Source organism: Paenibacillus cucumis (ex Kampfer et al. 2016) (assembly GCF_019748695.1).
GTDB lineage: Bacteria > Bacillota > Bacilli > Paenibacillales > Paenibacillaceae > Paenibacillus > Paenibacillus polysaccharolyticus.
Window position 1 is genome coordinate 14,308 of sequence record NZ_JACLIC010000050.1, and the last position, 21,262, is coordinate 35,569.

At 38.1% G+C, this 21,262-nt stretch carries 19 protein-coding genes; all 19 read left to right on the forward strand.

What is annotated here, in order from left to right; genetic code table 11:
• Nucleotides 1-92 precede the first annotated feature (92 nt).
• The 19 genes from rfbA (at nucleotide 93) to pcrB (ending at nucleotide 21,147) form a co-directional block, all read left to right on the forward strand.
• Entirely contained in the window at nucleotides 93-962 is an 870-nt protein-coding gene (gene rfbA, locus H7T88_RS26625) for a glucose-1-phosphate thymidylyltransferase RfbA (RefSeq protein ID WP_221791345.1), read from the forward strand.
• Between the two features lie 16 nt (nucleotides 963-978).
• A complete protein-coding gene (rfbC, locus tag H7T88_RS26630) occupies nucleotides 979-1,518 on the forward strand; it encodes a dTDP-4-dehydrorhamnose 3,5-epimerase (protein ID WP_221791347.1) in 540 nt (179 codons plus the stop codon).
• Nucleotides 1,519-1,548: 30 nt separating this feature from the next.
• Nucleotides 1,549-2,379 (forward strand): dTDP-4-dehydrorhamnose reductase, encoded by an 831-nt coding sequence (gene rfbD, locus H7T88_RS26635; protein ID WP_312027662.1) that lies wholly within the window; start codon nucleotides 1,549-1,551, stop codon nucleotides 2,377-2,379.
• 22 nt (nucleotides 2,380-2,401) lie between these two features.
• The gene (locus tag H7T88_RS26640) at nucleotides 2,402-3,532 is read left to right on the forward strand and encodes a DegT/DnrJ/EryC1/StrS family aminotransferase (RefSeq protein WP_260511167.1); all 1,131 of its coding nucleotides are present in this window, start codon (nucleotides 2,402-2,404) and stop codon (nucleotides 3,530-3,532) included.
• 17 nt (nucleotides 3,533-3,549) lie between these two features.
• The gene (locus H7T88_RS26645; protein ID WP_221791351.1) at nucleotides 3,550-4,083 is read left to right on the forward strand and encodes a GNAT family N-acetyltransferase; all 534 of its coding nucleotides are present in this window, start codon (nucleotides 3,550-3,552) and stop codon (nucleotides 4,081-4,083) included.
• Nucleotides 4,070-5,245, forward strand: coding sequence for a glycosyltransferase family protein (locus tag H7T88_RS26650; RefSeq protein WP_221791353.1), 1,176 nt, complete (start codon nucleotides 4,070-4,072; stop codon nucleotides 5,243-5,245). Before H7T88_RS26645 ends, H7T88_RS26650 begins: the two co-directional genes overlap by 14 nt.
• A 36-nt stretch (nucleotides 5,246-5,281) precedes the next feature.
• The gene (locus tag H7T88_RS26655) at nucleotides 5,282-6,058 is read left to right on the forward strand and encodes an ABC transporter permease (RefSeq protein ID WP_221791354.1); all 777 of its coding nucleotides are present in this window, start codon (nucleotides 5,282-5,284) and stop codon (nucleotides 6,056-6,058) included.
• A 17-nt stretch (nucleotides 6,059-6,075) separates the two neighbouring features.
• Nucleotides 6,076-6,813, forward strand: a complete 738-nt coding sequence (locus H7T88_RS26660; RefSeq protein WP_221791356.1) for an ABC transporter ATP-binding protein — start codon at nucleotides 6,076-6,078, stop codon at nucleotides 6,811-6,813.
• Between the two features lie 13 nt (nucleotides 6,814-6,826).
• Entirely contained in the window at nucleotides 6,827-8,578 is a 1,752-nt protein-coding gene (locus tag H7T88_RS29080) for a glycosyltransferase family protein (RefSeq protein ID WP_221791358.1), read from the forward strand.
• Nucleotides 8,575-10,209, forward strand: coding sequence for a glycosyltransferase family 4 protein (locus H7T88_RS26670; RefSeq protein WP_221791360.1), 1,635 nt, complete (start codon nucleotides 8,575-8,577; stop codon nucleotides 10,207-10,209). Before H7T88_RS29080 ends, H7T88_RS26670 begins: the two co-directional genes overlap by 4 nt.
• A gap of 10 nt (nucleotides 10,210-10,219) precedes the next feature.
• Nucleotides 10,220-12,355: a class I SAM-dependent methyltransferase gene (locus H7T88_RS26675; protein ID WP_221791362.1), complete on the forward strand. Its 2,136-nt coding sequence runs from the start codon at nucleotides 10,220-10,222 to the stop codon at nucleotides 12,353-12,355.
• Between the two features lie 11 nt (nucleotides 12,356-12,366).
• A complete protein-coding gene (rfbB, locus tag H7T88_RS26680) occupies nucleotides 12,367-13,350 on the forward strand; it encodes a dTDP-glucose 4,6-dehydratase (protein WP_221791364.1) in 984 nt (327 codons plus the stop codon).
• 322 nt (nucleotides 13,351-13,672) lie between these two features.
• Nucleotides 13,673-14,698, forward strand: coding sequence for a dTDP-glucose 4,6-dehydratase (gene rfbB / locus H7T88_RS26685; RefSeq protein ID WP_221791366.1), 1,026 nt, complete (start codon nucleotides 13,673-13,675; stop codon nucleotides 14,696-14,698).
• On the forward strand, nucleotides 14,695-15,555 hold the full coding sequence (gene rfbD, locus H7T88_RS26690; protein ID WP_221791368.1) for a dTDP-4-dehydrorhamnose reductase: 861 nt from the start codon (nucleotides 14,695-14,697) through the stop codon (nucleotides 15,553-15,555). Before rfbB (H7T88_RS26685) ends, rfbD (H7T88_RS26690) begins: the two co-directional genes overlap by 4 nt.
• Nucleotides 15,556-15,656: 101 nt before the next feature.
• On the forward strand, nucleotides 15,657-16,598 hold the full coding sequence (locus H7T88_RS26695; RefSeq protein ID WP_221791370.1) for a glycosyltransferase family 2 protein: 942 nt from the start codon (nucleotides 15,657-15,659) through the stop codon (nucleotides 16,596-16,598).
• Nucleotides 16,599-16,692: 94 nt separating this feature from the next.
• The gene (locus H7T88_RS26700) at nucleotides 16,693-17,682 is read left to right on the forward strand and encodes a glycosyltransferase family 2 protein (protein ID WP_221791371.1); all 990 of its coding nucleotides are present in this window, start codon (nucleotides 16,693-16,695) and stop codon (nucleotides 17,680-17,682) included.
• Complete coding sequence (locus tag H7T88_RS26705; RefSeq protein WP_221791374.1) at nucleotides 17,679-19,079, forward strand: undecaprenyl-phosphate glucose phosphotransferase; 1,401 nt, start codon at nucleotides 17,679-17,681, stop codon at nucleotides 19,077-19,079. The genes H7T88_RS26700 and H7T88_RS26705 overlap by 4 nt, the downstream gene beginning before the upstream one ends.
• Before the next feature lie 272 nt (nucleotides 19,080-19,351).
• Nucleotides 19,352-20,227, forward strand: coding sequence for a phosphatidylinositol-specific phospholipase C/glycerophosphodiester phosphodiesterase family protein (locus H7T88_RS26710; RefSeq protein ID WP_221791375.1), 876 nt, complete (start codon nucleotides 19,352-19,354; stop codon nucleotides 20,225-20,227).
• A 215-nt stretch (nucleotides 20,228-20,442) separates the two neighbouring features.
• Nucleotides 20,443-21,147: a heptaprenylglyceryl phosphate synthase gene (gene pcrB / locus H7T88_RS26715; protein ID WP_221791377.1), complete on the forward strand. Its 705-nt coding sequence runs from the start codon at nucleotides 20,443-20,445 to the stop codon at nucleotides 21,145-21,147.
• Nucleotides 21,148-21,262 lie beyond the last annotated feature (115 nt).

Genomic DNA, 21,262 nt, shown 5'->3' on the forward strand with positions numbered 1-21,262 from the left:
AGCATAAGTATACTGATAAGAGCTATACAAGAGAATTTCTCAACATAAAAGTTGAATTACTATTCTAGTTTTAAGGGTGTGGGGGTGTAAAAATGAAAGGTATAATTTTGGCTGGAGGATCTGGAACTAGACTTTATCCACTAACTAGGGCTGTTTCAAAACAGATGCTTCCTATCTATGATAAGCCCATGATTTATTATCCTTTATCCGTCCTGATGTTGGCAGGAATAAGAGAAGTACTAATCATATCAACACCTAGAGATCTTCCTTTTTTTACTCAATTGCTTGGGGACGGTAGTCAACTTGGGATGAACTTTAAATACCAAATTCAGAATGAGCCTAAAGGTTTAGCTGAGGCTTTTATTATTGGTGAGAATTTTATTAATAATGAACCTGTAGCGATGGTGCTTGGTGATAACATTTTTTACGGTCAGAGGTTTAGTCAAACCTTACATAGAGCGGCTGAATTAAAAGAAGGAGCACTGATTTTCGGCTGCAATGTAAAAGACCCATCAGCATATGGGGTGGTAGAGTTTGATGAGAACAACAATGTACTTTCCATAGAAGAGAAACCAGTTGTTCCAAAATCAAATTATGCAATACCTGGTCTATATTTTTTTGATGGAGATGTAGCAAGCATAGCCTCCAAGGTAACTCCTTCGGCGAGAGGAGAATTAGAAATAACTTCCGTCATAGAAGAATATAAATTCAGGGAACAACTTAAAGTTGAGTTGATGGGCAGGGGAATGGCTTGGCTGGATACTGGAACCCATGAATCATTGCTTGAAGCAAGTAACTTTGTGGAAGCAATCCAAAAAAGACAAGGTCTATACATTTCATGTATTGAGGAGATTGCTTTTCGAATGGGTTATATCTCCAAGGATGATCTCGTCCAACTTGCTCAACCTTTGTTAAAGACTCAATATGGCCAGTATTTAATGGATATTTATAATCTTAGCTAATTTGAGGAGGTAGAGAATGGGGAACTTTAAGTTTACTCAAATCGATATTGAGGGCTTAGTTATAGTTGAACCTAAGTTGTTTGGTGATGAACGAGGTTATTTTATGGAAACATACCATGAAGAGGAGTTTAAGAACAACGGGATTAGTACATCCTTTGTTCAAGACAACCAGTCTATGTCTAAAAAAGGTGTCTTGAGGGGGATGCACTACCAGACCAGGAATCCGCAAGGGAAACTGGTTCGGGTTCTTGAAGGAGAAGTATATGATGTAGCAGTTGATCTTCGAAAGGGTTCCCCAACATTTCTAAAATGGCACGGTATCCACCTTTCGTGCACCAATCGCAAACAGTTTTTTATTCCCGAAGGCTTTGCACACGGCTTTCTTGTGCTTTCTGATGTTGCTGTGTTTTCATACAAATGCACACACTTTTACGATCCAGGGCATGAGTCAGGGCTTCTCTGGAATGATCCCAAATTAGGAATCCAATGGCCTTTAGACGGATTGGTTCAACCTTCTCTTTCGGACAAAGATGCGAATTGGAAACCTTTGAGTTAGAAAGTCTTGAAAGGGAGTGAGAACTTGAGAGTGTTAATACTAGGTGGATTCGGATTGCTCGGACAAGAAATTTACCGTCAATTTAATTTAGAGGGACACCAAGTAGTAAGAACACCAAAACAAGAGTGTGATATAACTGATCTTAGTTCCCTTAAGGCAGCTATAGAAAAATATAAACCGGAAGTGGTCATTCATTCAGCTGGAATTACAAATGTTGATCAGGTCGAAGACGAGCCTTTACAAGCTTATAATGTAAATAGTCTCAGTATGTATAATCTTATAGATAGCGTAAGAGAACTACAACCAATCATTGTCTTTATAAGTACAGATTATGTTTTCGATGGCCATAGTAACATCCCGTATAGAGAAAATGATGATCGTAAACCAATTAATGTATATGGTAGATCTAAAATGCTAGCTGAAGATATTCTCAAGTCTAATTATGAGAAATATTACATTGTTAGAACTTCTTGGTTGTTTGGAAAGGGAGGAAAATGTTTCCCTGATACAATCGTAAAGAATATTTTAGGGGACGCAAAAATCTTGAATGTAGTAGATGATCAATGGGGCTCGCCAACTTATACGGTAGATTTATCGGAGTCACTACTCGAGCTTATTGGATGTCCATACGGAACGTATCATATAACTAATACGGGTATTACCTCGTGGTACGAATTTGCCAAGCTGATAGCTGAAGTTAAACAGTTCAAGCACAGTGAAATATGTCCAGTGTCATCAGAGAAATACCCCACAAGGGCTAGGCGGCCAAAATACTCTGCCTTGGACAATTCAAACTTGATTCGCAATAAACGACAGTTAAGACACTTCAGTGAAGCGCTTCATAGCTTTCTTATCGAATAACAACAGGGAGAGATTATATATTATGTCTATTCAATTATTTATGCCTACATTTAGGGTTGAAGAATGTTTAGAGGAGATTCGTGAGTGTCTAGAAAAAGGCTGGACAGGTTTAGGGTTTAAAACCGTGCAATTCGAAGAAAAGTGGAAAGAGTACACTGGACTGGAGAATGCCCATTTTTTGAATTCTGCGACTGTAGGACTCGGTTTAGCATTTAAGATTCTGAAGATGCAGAAGGAATGGGGAGATGATGCAGAGATTATCACAACACCACTAACTTTTGTATCCACCAACCATGCTATTCTGTATGAAGATTTAAAACCAGTATTTGCTGATGTAGATGAATTTATGTGTCTTGATCCTAAAGATGTGGAAGCTAAAATCACGGATAAGACTAAAGCGATACTATTTGTAGGTATTGGTGGAAATACTGGGAGATATCTTGAAATTGTTGAACTTTGTAAAAAATATGATCTGGCACTTATTTTAGATGCGGCTCATATGGCAGGTACTAGACTAAACGGAAAGATCCCAGGTGGAGAAGCAGACGTAGTAGTATATTCTTTTCAAGCTGTTAAAAATCTTCCTACAGCAGATTCTGGTATGATTTGCTTCAAGGATAAAGATAACGATGATTTATGTCGTAAATTGACTTGGCTGGGTATAAACAAAGATACTTATGCCAGATCTACGGATAAAGGGGCTTATAAATGGAAGTATGACGTTGAACATGTCGGTTACAAGTACCATGGGAATTCCATTATGGCCGGAATTGGTCTTGTGCAACTTAAGTATCTGGATCAAGATAATGCTTATCGTAAGCAACTGGCTCTCTGGTATGATCAAGGGTTTGAAGGGAATGAAAATATTAGATCAGTTAAAGTAGCTCCTGGATGTGATTCCTCTCGACATCTTTATGTTATTGAAGTTGATAAAAGGGATGAACTCCTCCTTGCTTTAAATGAATCTGAAATTTATCCCGGAGTACATTACCGAGACAACACAGAATATAGAATGTACTCTCATGCTAAAGGAACTTGTCCAAATTCTCACTATATTAGTGAACGGATTTTGTCGTTACCAATGCATCTTAGAATGCAGAAGAGTGATGTAGACAAAGTAGTCGAACACGTAGTGAAGTTTACAAGTATGTAAACGGAGGAGGGTATCTTGTGGATCACAATTACATGTTCTCTTTGGGGGAAGTTACTCTAACTCCGATATGTGAAAGTGACATCGAAGTGATGAGAGGATGGAGGAATGATCCCCTAAATCAGCCTGCTTTTTTGACAAGTTCATATATTCATGCTGAACAGCAAAAACTATGGTTTTATAGTTATTTGGCTAAAGCTGATGATATTATGTTTATTGTGAATTTTGGTGTCGAATCTCCTGGAAGAGTAGGTATGGCAGGGCTATATAACATTAATAAGTTGCAGGGAAAAGCGGAATTTGGCCGGTTACTAATCGGAGAATCTTTTGCCCGAGGGAAAGGGCTGGGTATTATCGTCACTAGAATGATATGCGAGTTTGGGTTCAAAGAATTGAATCTCAACGAGATTTGCCTAGAAGTCCTAAATAACAATTCGTCAGCTAAAAACGTTTATATTAAAGTAGGCTTCATAGAAACTGACCGTTTTATTAGTGAAGGTAAGGACATTATTAGAATGTCCTTGTTTAAGGAGAATTTAAATGAGTTTAACTAGAGTAGTCTCTTTTTGTCTTGGCGATATTCCATCGGCAAAGGTAGGTATTGTCGAATTAATGAAAGAACTGCAAAACCAAGGACTTATCTTGTCCGATTTTTATTTGACAGGGCAGCTTACAAAGGAGATTATAGCGGAGGCGGATATCATTATAAGTATCCGCTCTGCAGATTCCTATGAGTTAGAAATTGTTAAAGAATGTAAGAGACTTGGTAAAATGTTGATTTATTACACAGATGATGATCTGCTGAATATTCCCCAATATGCTGAAAGTACAGAATATTTTAATAGTGGATTAATTAAAAAAAATATTATTTCTATTATGAATGAATGTGACTACTTATTAACTAATAATATTCTGCTTAAGGAAAAATATGAACAATACGTACAAAAAGGCGCTTTTGTAATAAATGCGCCTGCTTTGTTAATTGATCAGGTTATTCCTGGAACGTGCCATCAAGTGGACACTAAACCTATTAAAATTGGGTTTAGTGGCGGTACTGATCACAAAAAGAATCTAGAACAACTCCTTAGTGAGCCTTTAAAAAGAATTAAAGATAAATATAAAGATAAAGTTCAACTTGAAATTATGGGGGCAAAACCTGATTTAGGAAATTTGAGCTACACCCATATCTCTTATATGTCAAATTATGATCGATATATCGAAAAAATGAGGAGCATACAATGGGATATTGCTTTAGCTCCGTTACCTTCAAGTGACTTTCACTCATGCAAATATTTCAATAAGTATCTTGAGTACGGTGCAATCTGTGCTGCTGGTATATACTCCGATGTACAGCCTTATAAACAAATTGTTAAGAGTGGTATAAACGGCATTTTGACCGAGAACACAACTGAAGGATGGGAAACGGCATTAATTTCTCTTATTGAGAATACGGTCCTGAGAAATGAAATTCAAAGAAAAGCTAGGTATGAGCTAGAACAGGAATTTAATAAGTCATATATCGCTAATGATTTAAGAAAAAAAATGGAGTTTATTACCAGTTATAAAGCTCCTTCATGTAATTATCGGCATGTAAAAATATCAGTAGGCAAGCAAGAATTAATTCGAAGCAAGCTGGGAAATGTTTTCAGCTCAATGGGAATGAAGGCACCTTACTACATTTTAAAAAAAGTAATAATAAAGATCAAAAAGAAGTGAGTCTTCTGCATTTTAAATGAGAAGGAAGAGATAACTATGAAATATTTTAAGCACGTATATAAGTCGCGATATATCCTTAGGAACTTGGTTAAACAAGATCTTCGAAATCGCTATAGAAATTCAATACTTGGCGTGGGATGGACATTATTGACACCACTCGGACTGGTTGCAATTATAGGTACCGTGTATTCTACAATTTTAAATCAACCTATTGAGGACTTTTTGCCCTATCTTTTTTCAGGGTTGATGCCATGGCTTTTTATCGTTCAGTGTGCGGATGGAGGTACAGCATCATTTATCTCTGCTGAAGGCTACATCAAGCAAACTCAGACACCCATTGAAATATTCCCGATAAGAGTGGCTCTAGTGGCGTTTGTAAATTTGATCTATAGTTTGTTGGCTTTTTCGGTAGTGTATATCTTCTTGAAACCGGATAAATATGGTTTGGATATGATACCGGTTTTTATATCGCTCCTATTGATGTTGATGTTGGGAATTGCACTATCTACCCTATCGGCTGTAATAAATACTTATTTTAGAGATTATGCTCCGCTGCAATCACTCGTTCTTCAGGGAATGTTTTATGCAACGCCCATCATGTTCCCGACTGAATTGTTAAATAAGCCTAATTATAGATGGATTTACGAATGGAACCCTTTCTACTACATTATGGATATCATTAGAAAACCTTTATTGGGAGATCCTGTCTACATCAATTCCTGGATTGTAGCACCCATAATAATCGTATCATTGTGGTTGATAAGCATTGTTCTTATCAGCAAAATCGGAAGAACCATTACATTTAGAATTTAAAACAAAGGATGGTAACAATGAGCTTAATCGAGCTACAACAGGTAGATTTAAAATATCAGTTAAGAAGAGATTTGAAAATCAAAGATATTATATTTAAAAAGAAAAACTCTTCTCCTTTGCTGGAAGCTGGTTCCATCCACGCATTGAAAAATATGGATATAACTCTCAAAGATGGAGATAGATTGGGTGTGATAGGCCATAATGGAGCAGGAAAGAGTTCCCTTTTAAAACTTATTGCGGGTATCTATCCTCCGACATCTGGTAGAGTGGTGACGGATGGTAGAATTGCTTGTTTATTTGAACTTGCAACGGGATTTGAAATGGAAGCATCGGGATGGGATAACATTTATCTAAGGGGTTTAATGTTAGGTGAAACGCCATCAAGTATAAAAGAAAAAACCAAGGAGATTGCGGAATTCAGCGGACTTGGAGAGTATCTAGACGTACCTGTAAAATATTATTCTTCGGGTATGTTTATTAGATTGGCATTTTCAATTTCTACTGCCATACAACCGGATATTTTATTGCTGGACGAAGTTATAGCAGCGGGGGATGCTTCTTTTTTAAAAAAAGCAGAAAAGAGACTATCCGCTTTAATGGAATCAGTTAAAATAATGGTCTTCGTAACCCATTCTATGGATTCGATGCATGATTTTTGCAACAAGTGTATATGGATGGAAAAAGGAAGAGTGAAAATGATCGGGGAGCCTAGGGAAATTTCCAAGCTTTATTTAAATTATATGAAGCAGCAATAAGGGGTGTGCCAAGGTGACTAAAAATAAATTAACATGTTCTATTGTAGTAGGATTAACAGGGGAGTACTCTCAAATTCATTTGTCGCTTGTAGAAACATTGAACCAATTTAAAATTCTTCCAGAAGATATGGAATTAATTATAGTGTGTGATGGATTGTTTTTTAAGACGATTCCATTTATTCAATCCCTTGAGTATCAAAAAAACACACAATTAATTACTAAAGAACATACATGTGATCATCTTGCAATTCTTTTTAATATAGGTTTGTCTAAAGCGAGAGGGGAATTAGTAACTTTTCTTTGGCCAGGTGTCAAATTCCCATTAACATCATTAGTGGAGTCTTTAACTCATTTTGAGGATAATGATTTGACCTTTCTTTATCAGAGTGTTAAAGAGGGGATTGATAATAGCTTTATCTCAACTATTAATTATGGTTGGTTACAATGTCGTAATCTCATTTCCCTTGATGGGGCTATCTTTAGAAGAGATTCATTAATAAATACTAATGGATTTAGTGAAGAGCCTTATTTACAGAAGTATTTCGAATGGGATATATTTCTTGAATTAAGTCGAGTTAACGATTTTAAGTATACTATGAATAAATCTATTGAAAAAAAATGGGATATTTATAATTTTCCATATAATAAAAATATATCGCTTTCCTTTTCCAAAGATGAGATACACCGATCGGTATTGAAATCAAGGAACATAAAAAATGAAGATACAATAAAAGTAACAATTACCGGTGGATACTGGGAGCCTACTCATAATCAACTTTGCTTTCTGAATTATCTGGAAACCGACAAAGGTAAGCAAAATTATTCATGGAAGCTAGTATTCGATTTCTTAGTCAATGAAAATGATATCGCTAATTCCGATTTAGTTATTATTTCAAGAGGAAAGCATCCAAATGTATTAAAAATTATTGCTTATTGCGAAAAACATAACATTCCAACGATTTATATGATTGATGACAATTGGTTCACGGTAGGAGAAGACTGGCCTATTTATAAAAGTGTTTTTTCACCAGGGAAACCATCGTATGATATTTTTATTGAAAGTCTTAAGCGATGCGATGCTGTTATTTTATATTCCCAAGTTCTTGAAAGCTATATCGCTCCTTACTCAAATAATATAATCCGATTGGATATTAATGTGAATTTGAAACAGTTCATTGAAATACAACAGAGAAATCAAAGTCGAAAATTAATTGGGTATTCTGGTTCTCCTCGTTTTGGTGAAGCAGCCTTTGAGGGATTGAAACGTTTTGTAAATGAGAATGCTGATTGGGATATTCTTGTTTTTGGAGTAGAGGTGCCAAAAACACTTAGAAGTTTTGAAGGATCTACCCGCCTAAAGTTCTTGAGTTTTACTAATTATCATAAATATGCTGGGAAAATTGCTGCATTAAATCCAGATATATTGTTGGCGCCTTTGGACAACACTATGTCTTCGAAAAGTAAATGCCCTAATAAATTTTTAGAAATAACAGCTGCCGGGGCCGTAGGCATTTATTCGGATATTGCCCCATATTCGGATGTAGTAATTCATAATAAAACAGGGGTTCTAATATCAGAAGAAGAATTAGATGATCCCTTGACATGGTACAACACCATAAATAATTTAGCTAATAATGAAAATCAAAGATCAAAAATTTATCATAATGCCCTGTCCTTTGTCGAAAGTTATTATGAAACAGAGGTTCGTTATGAAGAGTTTGATCAGGCCATTTTATCGATCCTTAAGGAGAAAAAGATGTTATGAGACTTGCATTAATTTCCCACACTTCTGCTTTGGCTGGCGCAGAAAGAATGCTTTTAAATATGGCTAATTATTTATCAAAATGCTCAGAAAATGTCGAAGTGTTTATTTTTGCACATGGCAATGGTCCCTTAGAAAAGCAATGTGAACTAATGGGATTAAACTATATTAAATTAGATAATACACTTCCTTGGTATTTATTCGTTAAGGATAATTTAAGTGAGCTAACAGAACATTGGAAGAATGTGAATGTAAGTAAGGAAGAATTAAAACAATATTTTTTGAATTTAGGAATAGAATGTGTTGTTATCAACACTTTAACGAATTTGCCAGGTATCCTTGCATCTAATGAACTTAAAATACCAAGCGTTTTATGGATACATGGAATTATAGATAGTATGACACTGGGAAATGAGTCTCAATTTAAATTAACTTGTGATCATGTTCTAATTGGTGGAGCTTCTAAAATAATTTGTCCTTCAAACTGGGTCAAGGAGCATTATGAATTTTATAGAAGTGATATAACTGTTATACCCAATTTTACTGAAGTTCCAAGTTCTTTTACTCCATTTCCCGCGAAGGACTCCTTCGTTTTTTCATGTCTGAATACCTGGAATTCTATTAAAGGAATTGACCTCTTAATTGAGGCGGCATCTATACTAAAACAACGTGGCAGATCTTTTGTTCTTAATCTTTATGGTGACGGACCAGATGAATTATATTTTAAGAATCTTGTAGTGGAAAAGAATCTGGATGAAATCGTAACATTTAACCCAAGGGTATCGGATGTTTCTAGTATATATTATAATTCACATGCATTAATAACGGCTTCTTTAGTAGAATCATTTGGAATGACTCTAATAGAAGCAATGGCTCATGGAAGGCCTGTTATTGCTTCTAAAGTAGGCGGACACGTTGATATTATTATGGATATGGAAAATGGGATATTCTCCAAATCAGTTAACCCTTTATCATTTGCTGAACAGATGGAATGGGCACTAGATAATATTGATAAATTAGAGATAATAGGAATGAACGCTTATGAATTTGTCAGAGAAAAGTATTCGGAAGAAAGAGTAGCTACAACTTTTATAGAGATTGTAAAGCATAGTTTGAACAGCGAAAAGGGGTTTGACCTAAAGATCCCCTTTGTTACGATGATTGAAATGTTTAATCTAACTTTAGGTAGTCCCTTAGAATTGAGTGGTGAGAACACCGATGTTCTAGTACAAGTTGTTGAACCGTTAATGGTTGGTAGTCCTCAAATGCCAGTCAAGATTAAATCATTTAAAACGTACGAACTAATATCTCCTATAGAAAATATGGATAAAATTGAATTTTTTATAGGAACTCATTCAAAGCCCGTTGCAGGGGAGTTAGTTTTAAAAATTTGTTATAATGGTATTTCGATTCGAGAAAGTAGTGTTCGATTGGAAGACGTTAAAGATAACTCATGGGTTCCTTTTACGTTTAGTTCAATTAAAAATCTTGCAAACAAGAAAATATCATTTCTTTTGACTTTGATTTCAAACGATGAGATTAGTATCTACGAAGATGTGCAGAAAACTAAAATGAATAGGATCTTAAGCAAATTTAGAAGGTCTGGAATTATATGCTGTAGAATACAAGCATAAGGAGAAAAAAATGGATATTTTTCCTGAAGTGATTGGGATTCAACTGTCATTTAAAAATGATAGCAATGAAGTAGAGTATATCCCATCGGATTTAATTAACATATTAGTTGAAGAAATTAAACGTTGGCCTACTATCAAAATAATTGAGTTTTGGTATAACGAAGAAACAGACCTTCTAAAATGTGAAGAATATATAAAAAAAATAGAAAGTTGTTTCGCGCCGCCCAAAATCATTACGTATTTGAAAACTCCAACCTTCTTCGATTATTCATTTGAACAAAAAAAAGATTATTATGAAAAAATCCTTACAAATTTGGGGTATGAAGAAGTTGAACTTGAAAATAACAAACAACTTAAATCTAGAAACGGACTTGGGGAATTCGCTCTTGAAACAAATTCTCTTTTTGTTCTGATAAACGGCTTAGTTACTACTTATAGGCGCTCGCCGTTACCAAACGATATTATAGGTGAATTTCCAGAAAATGATTTTGGGAGCTTGTTGAACAATAAGAAAGTTAATGAATTAAGGAAAAATGCTAGGATATTGATACCTGATAATGATGGCTTAGACTATTTAAACTCGATATGTTCTAGTTCTTTTTTGGAGTTATTTTGGAGAAAGAAAGATTCCAGAGAAGAAGTAAACTTATTAGATGAAAGGATAGCTATCTATAGAAACACCTTAATGATTCCGCAAAAGGCAGTTAGAATTGATCTAGGTTGCGGAACTGCGAAAAGAAAAGGATTTATTGGTGTAGATCGTTTTTTATTGCCTGGGGTCGATATTGCTGCGGATTTAAACAAACGCTTGCCGTTTGAAGATAATTCGGTGGATTTGGTTTATGCTTCCCATTCCCTTGAACATGTGCAGGATCTAATGTTTACTATGAATGAAATTTATAGAATCTGTAGGCATGGAGCACAAGTTTGCATTGTCGTTCCGTACAGTGAACAAAAATTAAATTATGCCAATCCTTATCATCTTCAAGTTTTCAACGAACATACCCCTCGATTTTGGACGGATTATCCTGAAAGTTTTATTCCAAAAGAAGAATGGGTACATCCGCAAGGTCCCTACTGGGGCCTAAGCAGAAGCGATCATAGTGCTGCGATTATAGACTTAAGATGCATCAAGATGCATTTTGATTACTTTCCAGAGTATTGGGATTTATCTGATGAACAGAAACTGGCTGCAAGAAAATCAAAAATAGATGTCTGCGAGCAGGTTATGTACCACCTTATATCAATTAAGGAGGAAACTACTGACGAGGAGTTTACCGAAATGGTTCAAAAAATGGAATATTATGAGCCCCCTTATATGACTATTAGAAAACAAAAGGAAGAACATGAGCGTTTATCCAAAGAAATATCAATCTTGAAAGAAATGAACGGCGAATTAAAAGAAATGAATGTAGGACTGATAAAGGATTCTCAACGTTTAAACGAGCAGATTGAGGCTGAATACGAGAAAACAAATGCGACCATTCAGAAGTTACGCATAGAGCAAGAAAAATCAAATGGCATAAAGAACTCGAAAGACGAAGAAATTCAACAGGCTAGAGATATGATTACTGATCTGCATAATAGTTTGAAAGACTATGAAGATCTTAAGTCTGCAGTTATTAATTTGGCGAATGAGAAGGAGGCCTTTCACCGCTCGAAGTTAGGTAAACTTAAAAAAAGGATTACAAAAACGGACTATTGGGATCTCGTCGGGAAGGAATTTTCAGATCTGAAGGATGATTCCGTTATTTTCGGGTTTAAGAAAAAAGGATACAATCTAGAATTAAGCGAGAATCTTCAGGATACTCCCTTTATCCACTACAAAATTTTTAATACCCGCGGAGTTCTGAAAGGAGTTTATATTGCCTTATCTGTCGATTTCAGTAACTGTAAAGGACATATTGGCATCGAGATTTTAAATAGTAATGGGACAATTATTGAGAATAGTTCAATCATGCTAAACAATATAAATGCTCAACTCCCAGTCTATTTACCGACTCGAGATATCATATTTGATGAGTCAGAATCATATTATATAAGAATATTTGGTTCCGGATTAGAAATTCCTGTCAAAGTCTATGAGTTCAAGAAAGGGAGTAATAGGAATCCTTTCTTCTCTTTGGACTTCTATACTTCTCAATAGGAGGATAACGAATGAATCTTTTAGTTACTGGTGGGGCAGGATTTATAGGAAGTAATTTTATTAACTATATGTTGCAACATTATCCCGATTACAATATTATAAATGTTGATTCTTTGACCTATGCAGGAAATCGAGAAAATCTGGTCAATGCTGAAGGATACTCAAACTATAAATTTGTCTGTGCTAGTATTCTTGACCAAGACTCAATTGAACCATTATTCCAAGAAGGAATAGATGTAATCGTAAATTTTGCAGCTGAGTCTCATGTGGACCGGAGTATAGCGGATCCGAATGTTTTTGTTATGACGAATATAGTTGGTACTCAAACATTGTTAGAATTATCGAGGAAATACAGTGTTTCGAAATATGTCCAAGTGTCTACAGACGAGGTGTACGGTTCTTTAGGAGAAACAGGGTTATTCAGTGAAACAACGCCCTTGGTTCCTAATAGTCCATATTCCTCTAGTAAAGCAGGAGCTGATCTGCTTGTGAGAGCATATTATGAAACTTATGGGCTCCCTGTTAACATTACCAGATGTTCAAATAATTATGGGCCGTATCAGTTTCCGGAGAAGCTTATTCCATTGATGATTATCCGTGCCATGAACAACAAGTCCTTGCCAGTTTATGGAGACGGCCTTAACGTAAGAGATTGGCTCTACGTTGAGGATCATTGTAGCGCAATCGACCTCGTGATCCATAAAGGGGTTATTGGTGAGATCTATAATATTGGTGGGAACAATGAGTATACGAATATTAATATTGTAAGGCATATTTTGCAATTAGTAGATAAGCCTGATTCTCTAATTAACTATGTTGAAGATCGGCTTGGACATGATAGACGTTATGCTATTGATGCAACTAAAATTAAAAACGAATTAGGTTGGGAACCTAAGCATAGATTTGAAACAGGAATAAAAGAAACGGTAAAATGGTATCAAGAAAATCCAAAATGGTGGGGAGCTATATTGGACGGGACCTATCAGCAAAGATGATAAATCTACTTGTTTTTTTCCTTAATAACGGCTCTATGATGTAAATTATTGGGGTTGAATAAATCCAACAATATGGAATGGACAATAATGTAACTTACCATCAGATTTTCTATAACGTAGGCTTTAGTTAATATTTTCTACAAGTACGGTTCTTCTCATATAGGAAATTTGCTTTTCTCGCACCCTCTTCTATTTTTTGAGGGTGTTTTTTATATTCGGATATCCTGAGTGAATAGCACCAAGTGCAGTTCAATTGAATATGTAATAGGATGAACGACTTTATGAGATGTTCGTTTTTTCTAATCTCTAAAGGAGGTATCCCATGAAACTGCTCGTTACCGGCGGCGCCGGATTTATTGGAAGTAATTTTGTTATGTATATGCTTGAGCAGTACCCGGACTATGAAATCGTCAATGTAGATGCACTTACCTATGCGGGGAATTTGGAAAATTTAAAATCTCTTGAAGGTAACAAGCGACATAACTTTATCAAAGCAGATATTACGGATGCTGCCCAGATGGATCGTTTGATTGGCCAGGGTGTAGATGTAGTGGTTAACTTTGCAGCAGAATCACACGTAGATCGCAGCATACTGGAACCGGATGTTTTTGTGCGTACGAATGTAAATGGAACCCAGGCACTGCTTGAAGCGGCTAAAAAACACAGTATCACCAAATTCGTTCAAGTATCGACGGATGAGGTTTATGGATCTTTAGGTCCAACCGGTTTGTTTACAGAGGAGACGCCTCTTCAACCTAACAGTCCTTACTCTGCCTCCAAAGCAGGAGGAGATATGCTGGTGCGTGCTTACCACGAAACCTTTGGTTTGCCTGTAAACATTACGCGTTGCTCTAACAATTATGGCCCGCTTCAGTTCCCGGAGAAGCTCATTCCGCTTATGATCTCACGTGCGCTGAACGATGAAGCTCTGCCTGTATACGGAGATGGCTTGAACATTCGGGATTGGCTATATGTAGAGGATCATTGCAGTGCGATTGATCTTGTTATTCACAAGGGATGTAATGGTGAAGTCTATAATATTGGCGGTAACAACGAGCGGACGAACATACACATTGTGAAGACTATCTTGGAGCAGCTAGGAAAACCTGAGTCTCTAATCCAATATGTACAGGATCGTCTGGGACATGACCGGCGTTATGGTATCGACCCAACTAAAACGATGACCGAACTTGGCTGGAAGCCTAAGCATAACTTCGAGACAGGAATTAAGGAAACAATTCAGTGGTATTTGGATAAAAAGGATTGGTGGACTCGTATTCAATCTGGTGCCTATCAGGAGTACTATGAGAAGCAGTACGGAGCTCGTTTAGGAGACGATAAGGCATGAAGGTTCTCGTAACAGGTGCAAGTGGCCAGCTTGGACGGGATGTAGTGCTTCTTTTAGAAAAAGAGGGGCATGACATTCTCGCTTGTGATCGGGACCAGATGGATATCACCAATCAAGCTCAATGTAACGAGGTGATATCTTCATATCATCCAGAGGTCATTATACATTGTGCAGCGTACACTGCGGTGGATGCAGCAGAGACCGATACGGATGGTGCATATAAGGTGAATGCAGTAGGCACACGTAACGTGGCTGTAGCTGCAGAGAAAGTCGGAGCCAAGCTGATTTACATCGGTACAGATTACGTCTTCGATGGTCAATCGACGACTCCTTATCAGGAATACGATGATACGAATCCTCGAAGCGTATATGGCAAATCCAAACGAGCCGGAGAGTGGATGGTACAATCATTGTGCTCTAAATGGTTTGTTGTACGAACATCTTGGGTGTATGGCCTTCACGGTAATAATTTCGTCAAAACCATGTTGAAGCTGGGTCAGGAGAAACCGAAACTTCAGGTTGTTCATGATCAAAAAGGTTCGCCCACATATACTGTGGACTTGGCTTTGTTCCTTATTGAACTAATGGGAACAGAGATGTATGGGATATATCATGCTTCTAACTGTGGACATTGTACCTGGTATGAGTTTACCCAAGCTATATTTGAGGAAGCTCAAACTGTTGTCGGAGTTTCTATTCAAGCTGAATTGGAACCTTGCACAACAGAGCAGTATCCAAGGCCAGCTCCTAGACCTCTTAATTCAGTAATGGATCACTTGTCGATTCGTACTAACGGTTTAACGGATCTACGCCCGTGGCGGGAAGGTTTACGTGATTTTATCCGTTCTATGTCATAACCAAAACAAATCTAGTACTCAATAATGAACTCTCGCTCTTGTATTTCCGGGCGGGAGTTTTCGTATATAATAAAAAGAAAAGTTTAAATTTGAGGTGCAGAGTGAACCAATCTAAAGTATGTGTCATGCTTTCTACATATAACGGTGCAAAGTATATTGAGGAACAACTTGAAAGTTTGATTGCACAACGCCACATCGAGATGGATATTTACATCCGGGATGATGGCTCTTCCGATGGAACTCTCCTGAAAATCCGTAAATTTGCTGAATCTATTCCCCAGGAGATCGGAATCCATATTTTTGAAGGTGAGAATGTAGGTGTGGTTGGAAGCTTCTTTGAACTGATGCGTTTAACGCAGCCGAAATATGATTTTTACGCCTTGTGTGATCAGGACGATGTGTGGCAGCCTTACAAACTCAGCAGGGCTGTGGAACAACTTCAATCAAGGTCATCTGATATTCCGCTGATGTATTGTTCTTCTACTCAAATGGTAGATCAGGAATTGAACCATTTGAACATATGGCCTAAGCTTCCCCCTAAACCCCTCAGTATGTATAACGCGTTGGTTGAAAACTGCTGTGTAGGATGCACTATGGTTCTGAATCTAGTAGCATTTGAGCATCTCATAGCTAATTTACCCTCTGATCTCACAAGTATCCTTATGCATGATCGTTGGATTTACCTTTACGTTAGTACTTTTGGAGAGGTGATCTTTGATGAAGAGCCTTCCATTCTGTATCGGCAGCATCAGGAGAACGTTATGGGAGGTAGCAATGAAGGATGGAGTACAAAATGGAAAAGGAGATTTGTTCGATTTATAAATGTAGGAAGCCTCAAATTAAGTGAGCAAGCAAGGTTATTTGATGAAAAATATGGACGGTATCTAACTTCAACTCAATCAAAAGACATTAAAAATTTTTTGGATGGATTAGAAGATAGCTTTATCAATCGGATAAAGTATGTCCTGAATATGCCATTCTACCGTCAAGCCTCGCTGGATAACCTTGTTCTCAAACTCATATATGTAATGAGGAAGGTTTGAAGTTGTATCTTGAATCTACTTTTAGTCCCTTCTGATGCCAACATATGCTATACTTTCAATAGTTAAACATGAGACGAAGTCAGGAGTTTTCAAAATGATTCATGCAACCGATGCTTCACTAAGCGAAGTATCACATATAAATAAAAATGATAAGGTTGACGTTAGCATCATCATCGTTAACTACAATACACGTCAACTGACACTGGATTGTTTGGCATCAGTTTATGCGTCCCAGACCTCTTACCAAAATGAGGTTATTGTCGTAGATAATGCTTCACGGGATGATTCGGTTGGGGCTATTCAACATGCTTATCCGAATGTGCGGATGATCGCGAACTCTGCCAACACCGGCTTTGCCGTAGCCAATAATCAAGGAATGGACATTGCCGGCGGACGCTACATTCTGCTCCTAAATTCTGACACAGTCGTTCAGCCAGATACGCTCCATACGATGGTCTATTTTATGGATCGCCATCCCGAAATGGGGGCCTCCGGTTGTAAAGTCATTCTTCCTGACGGCTCACTGGATAAAGCCTGCAAAAGAGGATTTCCCACACCATCTGCGTCATTCTACTACGCGTTTGGGCTTTCACGGCTTTTCCCAGATCGGCCGAAGTTTAATCAATATCAATTGGGGCATCTTAGTCCAGACGATGAATATCCAGTAGATTGTCTGGTTGGTGCATTTATGTTGGTACGTCGTGAGACCATTGAGCAGATTGGTGGATTGGACGAGACATTTTTTATGTATGGTGAAGATATCGACTGGTGTTATCGTATCAAAGAGGCAGGGTGGGGCATTTATTACTATCCGCGTACATATATTGTTCATTATAAGGGTGGTAGTGCCCGTCGCAAACCTTTGAAAATTACGTATGAGTTTCATAGAGCAATGTGGGTGTTCCACCGCAAGCACTACGCTAAGAAACATAATCCACTGATGAACGGAGCCGTATGGATGGGCATATCTTTAAAGTTTACGTTATCCCTCCTGCGTAACTGGGTATCTCTGCCTTCTCGTTCGAAGAGAACTGTTACACCGACGAGAACGGAAAACGAAGTATCATCCGAGGTGAAATCATGATTCGGCGTAATCAACGGTTTTTAACTCAATTGTATATCGCATCGGACTTTGTTGTTATTCAACTTTCATTTTTGCTGGCATGGTGGTTGAAATTCGAGAGTGATCTGTTAACAAATCAGAATCCGCTACCGATCGAAAAATATTTGATGTGGAGCCTAGTATACGCAGTCCTTGCTATAGTAGCAGGTCTGTTATCTTCACTTTATGTACCTAAACGCAAAAAGCGCTTTGTCGATGAACTTTGGAAGATTATCCAATCTCATGGCATAGCCTTCTTCATGCTGCTAAGCCTAATGTTCTTTTTCAAAGAAATAAATATCTCACGTGCATATCTCGCAATGTATATGATCGGTAATGTGTCCTTCACATTGATTTATCGTTACATGGTGAAGTTACAATTAAAACATTTCCGCAAAAAAGGCTTCAACCGCCAGTTTGTGCTGATTCTAGGGGCGGGTTCACTTGGGAAACGTTTTTATGACAATCTCAAAAGTTATCCTGAACTTGGATATGAAGTTACGGGCTTTCTGGATGATTACCGGCATTGGGATCAAGTTGAACAAAAGAGATACAGCCCTATTCTCGGGAAAATCGACGAGCTGGAGGAATTTTTGTCAACCCACTATGTAGATGAGGTTATTCTGGCTTTGCCGTTGGATGCACATGATAAATATTCGCATATTATCAATGTGTGTGAGAAGGCTGGAGTGCGCACACTGATTATTCCGGATTTCTTTGATTATCTACCGGCACGCCCTCACTTTGATAACTTTGCAGGTATGCCGATGATTAATGTGCGTGACATTCCACTCGATATTACCATTAATCGTCTTATGAAACGTGCGTTTGATATTGTGTTTTCGCTCGCGGCAATCATCTTCACATCTCCTATTATGCTCATTGTAGCGTTGGGGGTGCGTTTGACCTCGGCAGGGCCGGTTATCTTTAAACAGGAGCGTGTTGGACTTAACAGACGTAATTTCATGATGTATAAGTTCCGTTCTATGAAGGCGATGCCTGAAGGTTTGGAAGATACAGGATGGTCAACTCAAAATGATCCACGTCGTACCGCCTTTGGAACGTTTATAAGGCGAACGAGTTTAGATGAGTTGCCTCAATTTTTCAATGTGTTGTTAGGACATATGAGCGTGGTGGGTCCGAGACCGGAGCGACCGTACTATGTCAATCAGTTTCGGGATGAAATTCCTAAGTATATGATTAAACATCATGTTCGCCCAGGCATTACGGGATTAGCTCAGAGTAAGGGATTACGAGGAGATACCTCTATTGAGGATCGGATTGAACAGGATATTTTTTATATTGAAAACTGGTCTTTATTATTTGATATTAAAATTATATGGGAAACCATTCGCAATGGTTTGAAAAATGCATATTGAGTTTTCATGTAGATACGAGAAGGGGTAACGGATAGAGACAGATGAATTGAATGATCTCTCTGGCTTCCCTTATCTGATCCTTTTCTCACACCATTGAAAGTCGCCTTTGGGCGGCTTTTTTGTTTTGCTCCTGCTTTATTCGGGTAGTTAGTTACCAAAAAGTAATGTTACACAACATGTACCGTCGTTAATAGTAAGTGAACAGCAATAATTAATTTGTGATACTTGTAAACTACTTTGACTAATACGTCTGCAAAGGATGTGTAAATGATATGAAACGTATTGCCGCCGTTTTGATACTGTTGCTCGTTACTGTGGGTACACTCTTTTGGGCACATGACAGTCAAAGTGAGGAGCAACGTGATGGATTTGCAAACTATCGATTAATCGCCCATGCGATGGGCAGTATTCGGGAACAAGCTTACACCAACGCGTATGAAGCGATGATTGCCAATTATGAAAAAGGTACACGGGTATTCGAAATAGACTTCATGCTCACTTCGGATCGCGTAGCTGTAGCCAGACATGAGTGGACGGCTAATATGAGCAAAATGCTGGGACAGGATGAAGAGTTGCCAGAGCATAAACAGGCCGGGGCACTTACACACGATGAATTCATGAACACACCGATTCTTGGCATGTACCAGCCAATGGATGCCGATGGAATTATGAAAGTGTTATCCAAGTACCCGGATATGTATATTGTAACGGATACCAAAGAGCAGAAGGACGAGGATATTCAGCAAGTGCTTCGATCATTGGTCAATGCAGCGAAGAAACATGATTCGTCAGCTCTAAGCCGAGTCGTGGTACAGATTTATAATGAACCTATGCTTGAAAAAGTAAAGGAGGTTTACAACTTCCCGTCCATTATCTACACGTTATACGCTACACAAGATACAGAGAGCCAAGTTGTTGATTTTGTGCAAAATAACGATATTGATGCTGTAACGATGCCGGAATATAAAGTAAATCAGAACTTTGTCGCTAAGCTGAAGAAGGCTGGGGCAGTCACCTATGTGCATACCATTAATGATACCCAGCAGGCGGCCAATTATGAAAAATGGGGTGTGTATGGGGTGTACTCCGATGTCCTGACAGAGCAGGAAATGGAAGATATGAATACAAGGTTTGCTTGGAAACCTTAAATCATTCAAGACCCAGAAGAGACTCAATATATGCTAAAAAACATTTGTAAGAGAATCAAATTTTAAGACATAGACTTTTTAGGGATGGAAACAGCAAAAAAGTCTGTGTTTTTTTCTGTTCGCCTTTTATACGAACATTGACACCTACTGTCTGCTGACTTAGACTTAGTTTACAAGCTTTTTAGGATGCAGAAGAACCTCTGGAGGAATGTTCGTTGATAGACATGATTAGGCAGTGGAGACACGTATTTAAGCTGGACCCCGACAGGGAAATTACCGATGAGGCATTGGATCAGGTATGCATGTCTGGAACGGATGCGATTATCGTGGGTGGATCATCAGGTATTACGTATGATAATACGGTAGATCTGATGTCCCGGGTGCGTCGCTATGAACTGCCCTGTGTGTTGGAAGTATCCGATCTGGAAGCGGTTGTGCCTGGGTTTGACGGGTATCTGATCCCGATGGTGCTGAACACAACGGACAGCAGATGGATTATTGGACAGCACCAGCAGGCTATCGAGCGTTATGGCTATTTGATTCCTTGGGATTTGCTGATTACCGAGGGGTATATTGTGCTTCATGCGGACTCGACTGTGGCGAGGTTAACCGGAGCAGATACGGAACTGACGACAGAGGCTGCGGTTGCTTACGCTCAAGCTGGAGAACGGTTACTGAACCTGCCCATTATATATATGGAGTACAGCGGAACTTTCGGGGATATGGAGCTGGTTGGCGAGACACATAGACAATTGGAGCGATCGCATCTCATTTATGGCGGTGGAATCGATACAGCAGAGAAAGCAGGACAAGCTGCCCAAGTTGCGGATACCATTGTTGTTGGGAATATTGTGTACAGCCATTTGAACCAAGCATTGGAAACGGTACAAGCTGTGAAAGGCGAGCAAAGTAACACCTGACCGGTTTAGTTTACCATTGCCCCACATCCCCTTTAGAATCTGTTAAAATAGATCTTTGTCCCTTTATTGATTTCATTTCATTTAAGTAATATTGCTTTCAGATTTTCTAAATCTC

Bases quoted from the DNA above. Each gene is read 5' to 3' on its own strand.
- rfbA (WP_221791345.1), top strand. From the start codon at position 93: ATGAAAGGTATAATTTTGGCTGGAGGATCTGGAACTAGACTTTATCCA.
- rfbC (WP_221791347.1), top strand. From the start codon at position 979: ATGGGGAACTTTAAGTTTACTCAAATCGATATTGAGGGCTTAGTTATA.
- H7T88_RS26640 (WP_260511167.1), top strand. From the start codon at position 2,402: ATGTCTATTCAATTATTTATGCCTACATTTAGGGTTGAAGAATGTTTA.
- H7T88_RS26650 (WP_221791353.1), top strand. From the start codon at position 4,070: ATGAGTTTAACTAGAGTAGTCTCTTTTTGTCTTGGCGATATTCCATCG.
- H7T88_RS26655 (WP_221791354.1), top strand. From the start codon at position 5,282: ATGAAATATTTTAAGCACGTATATAAGTCGCGATATATCCTTAGGAAC.
- H7T88_RS26660 (WP_221791356.1), top strand. From the start codon at position 6,076: ATGAGCTTAATCGAGCTACAACAGGTAGATTTAAAATATCAGTTAAGA.
- H7T88_RS26670 (WP_221791360.1), top strand. From the start codon at position 8,575: ATGAGACTTGCATTAATTTCCCACACTTCTGCTTTGGCTGGCGCAGAA.
- H7T88_RS26675 (WP_221791362.1), top strand. From the start codon at position 10,220: ATGGATATTTTTCCTGAAGTGATTGGGATTCAACTGTCATTTAAAAAT.
- rfbB (WP_221791364.1), top strand. From the start codon at position 12,367: ATGAATCTTTTAGTTACTGGTGGGGCAGGATTTATAGGAAGTAATTTT.
- rfbB (WP_221791366.1), top strand. From the start codon at position 13,673: ATGAAACTGCTCGTTACCGGCGGCGCCGGATTTATTGGAAGTAATTTT.
- rfbD (WP_221791368.1), top strand. From the start codon at position 14,695: ATGAAGGTTCTCGTAACAGGTGCAAGTGGCCAGCTTGGACGGGATGTA.
- H7T88_RS26700 (WP_221791371.1), top strand. From the start codon at position 16,693: ATGATTCATGCAACCGATGCTTCACTAAGCGAAGTATCACATATAAAT.
- H7T88_RS26705 (WP_221791374.1), top strand. From the start codon at position 17,679: ATGATTCGGCGTAATCAACGGTTTTTAACTCAATTGTATATCGCATCG.
- H7T88_RS26710 (WP_221791375.1), top strand. From the start codon at position 19,352: ATGAAACGTATTGCCGCCGTTTTGATACTGTTGCTCGTTACTGTGGGT.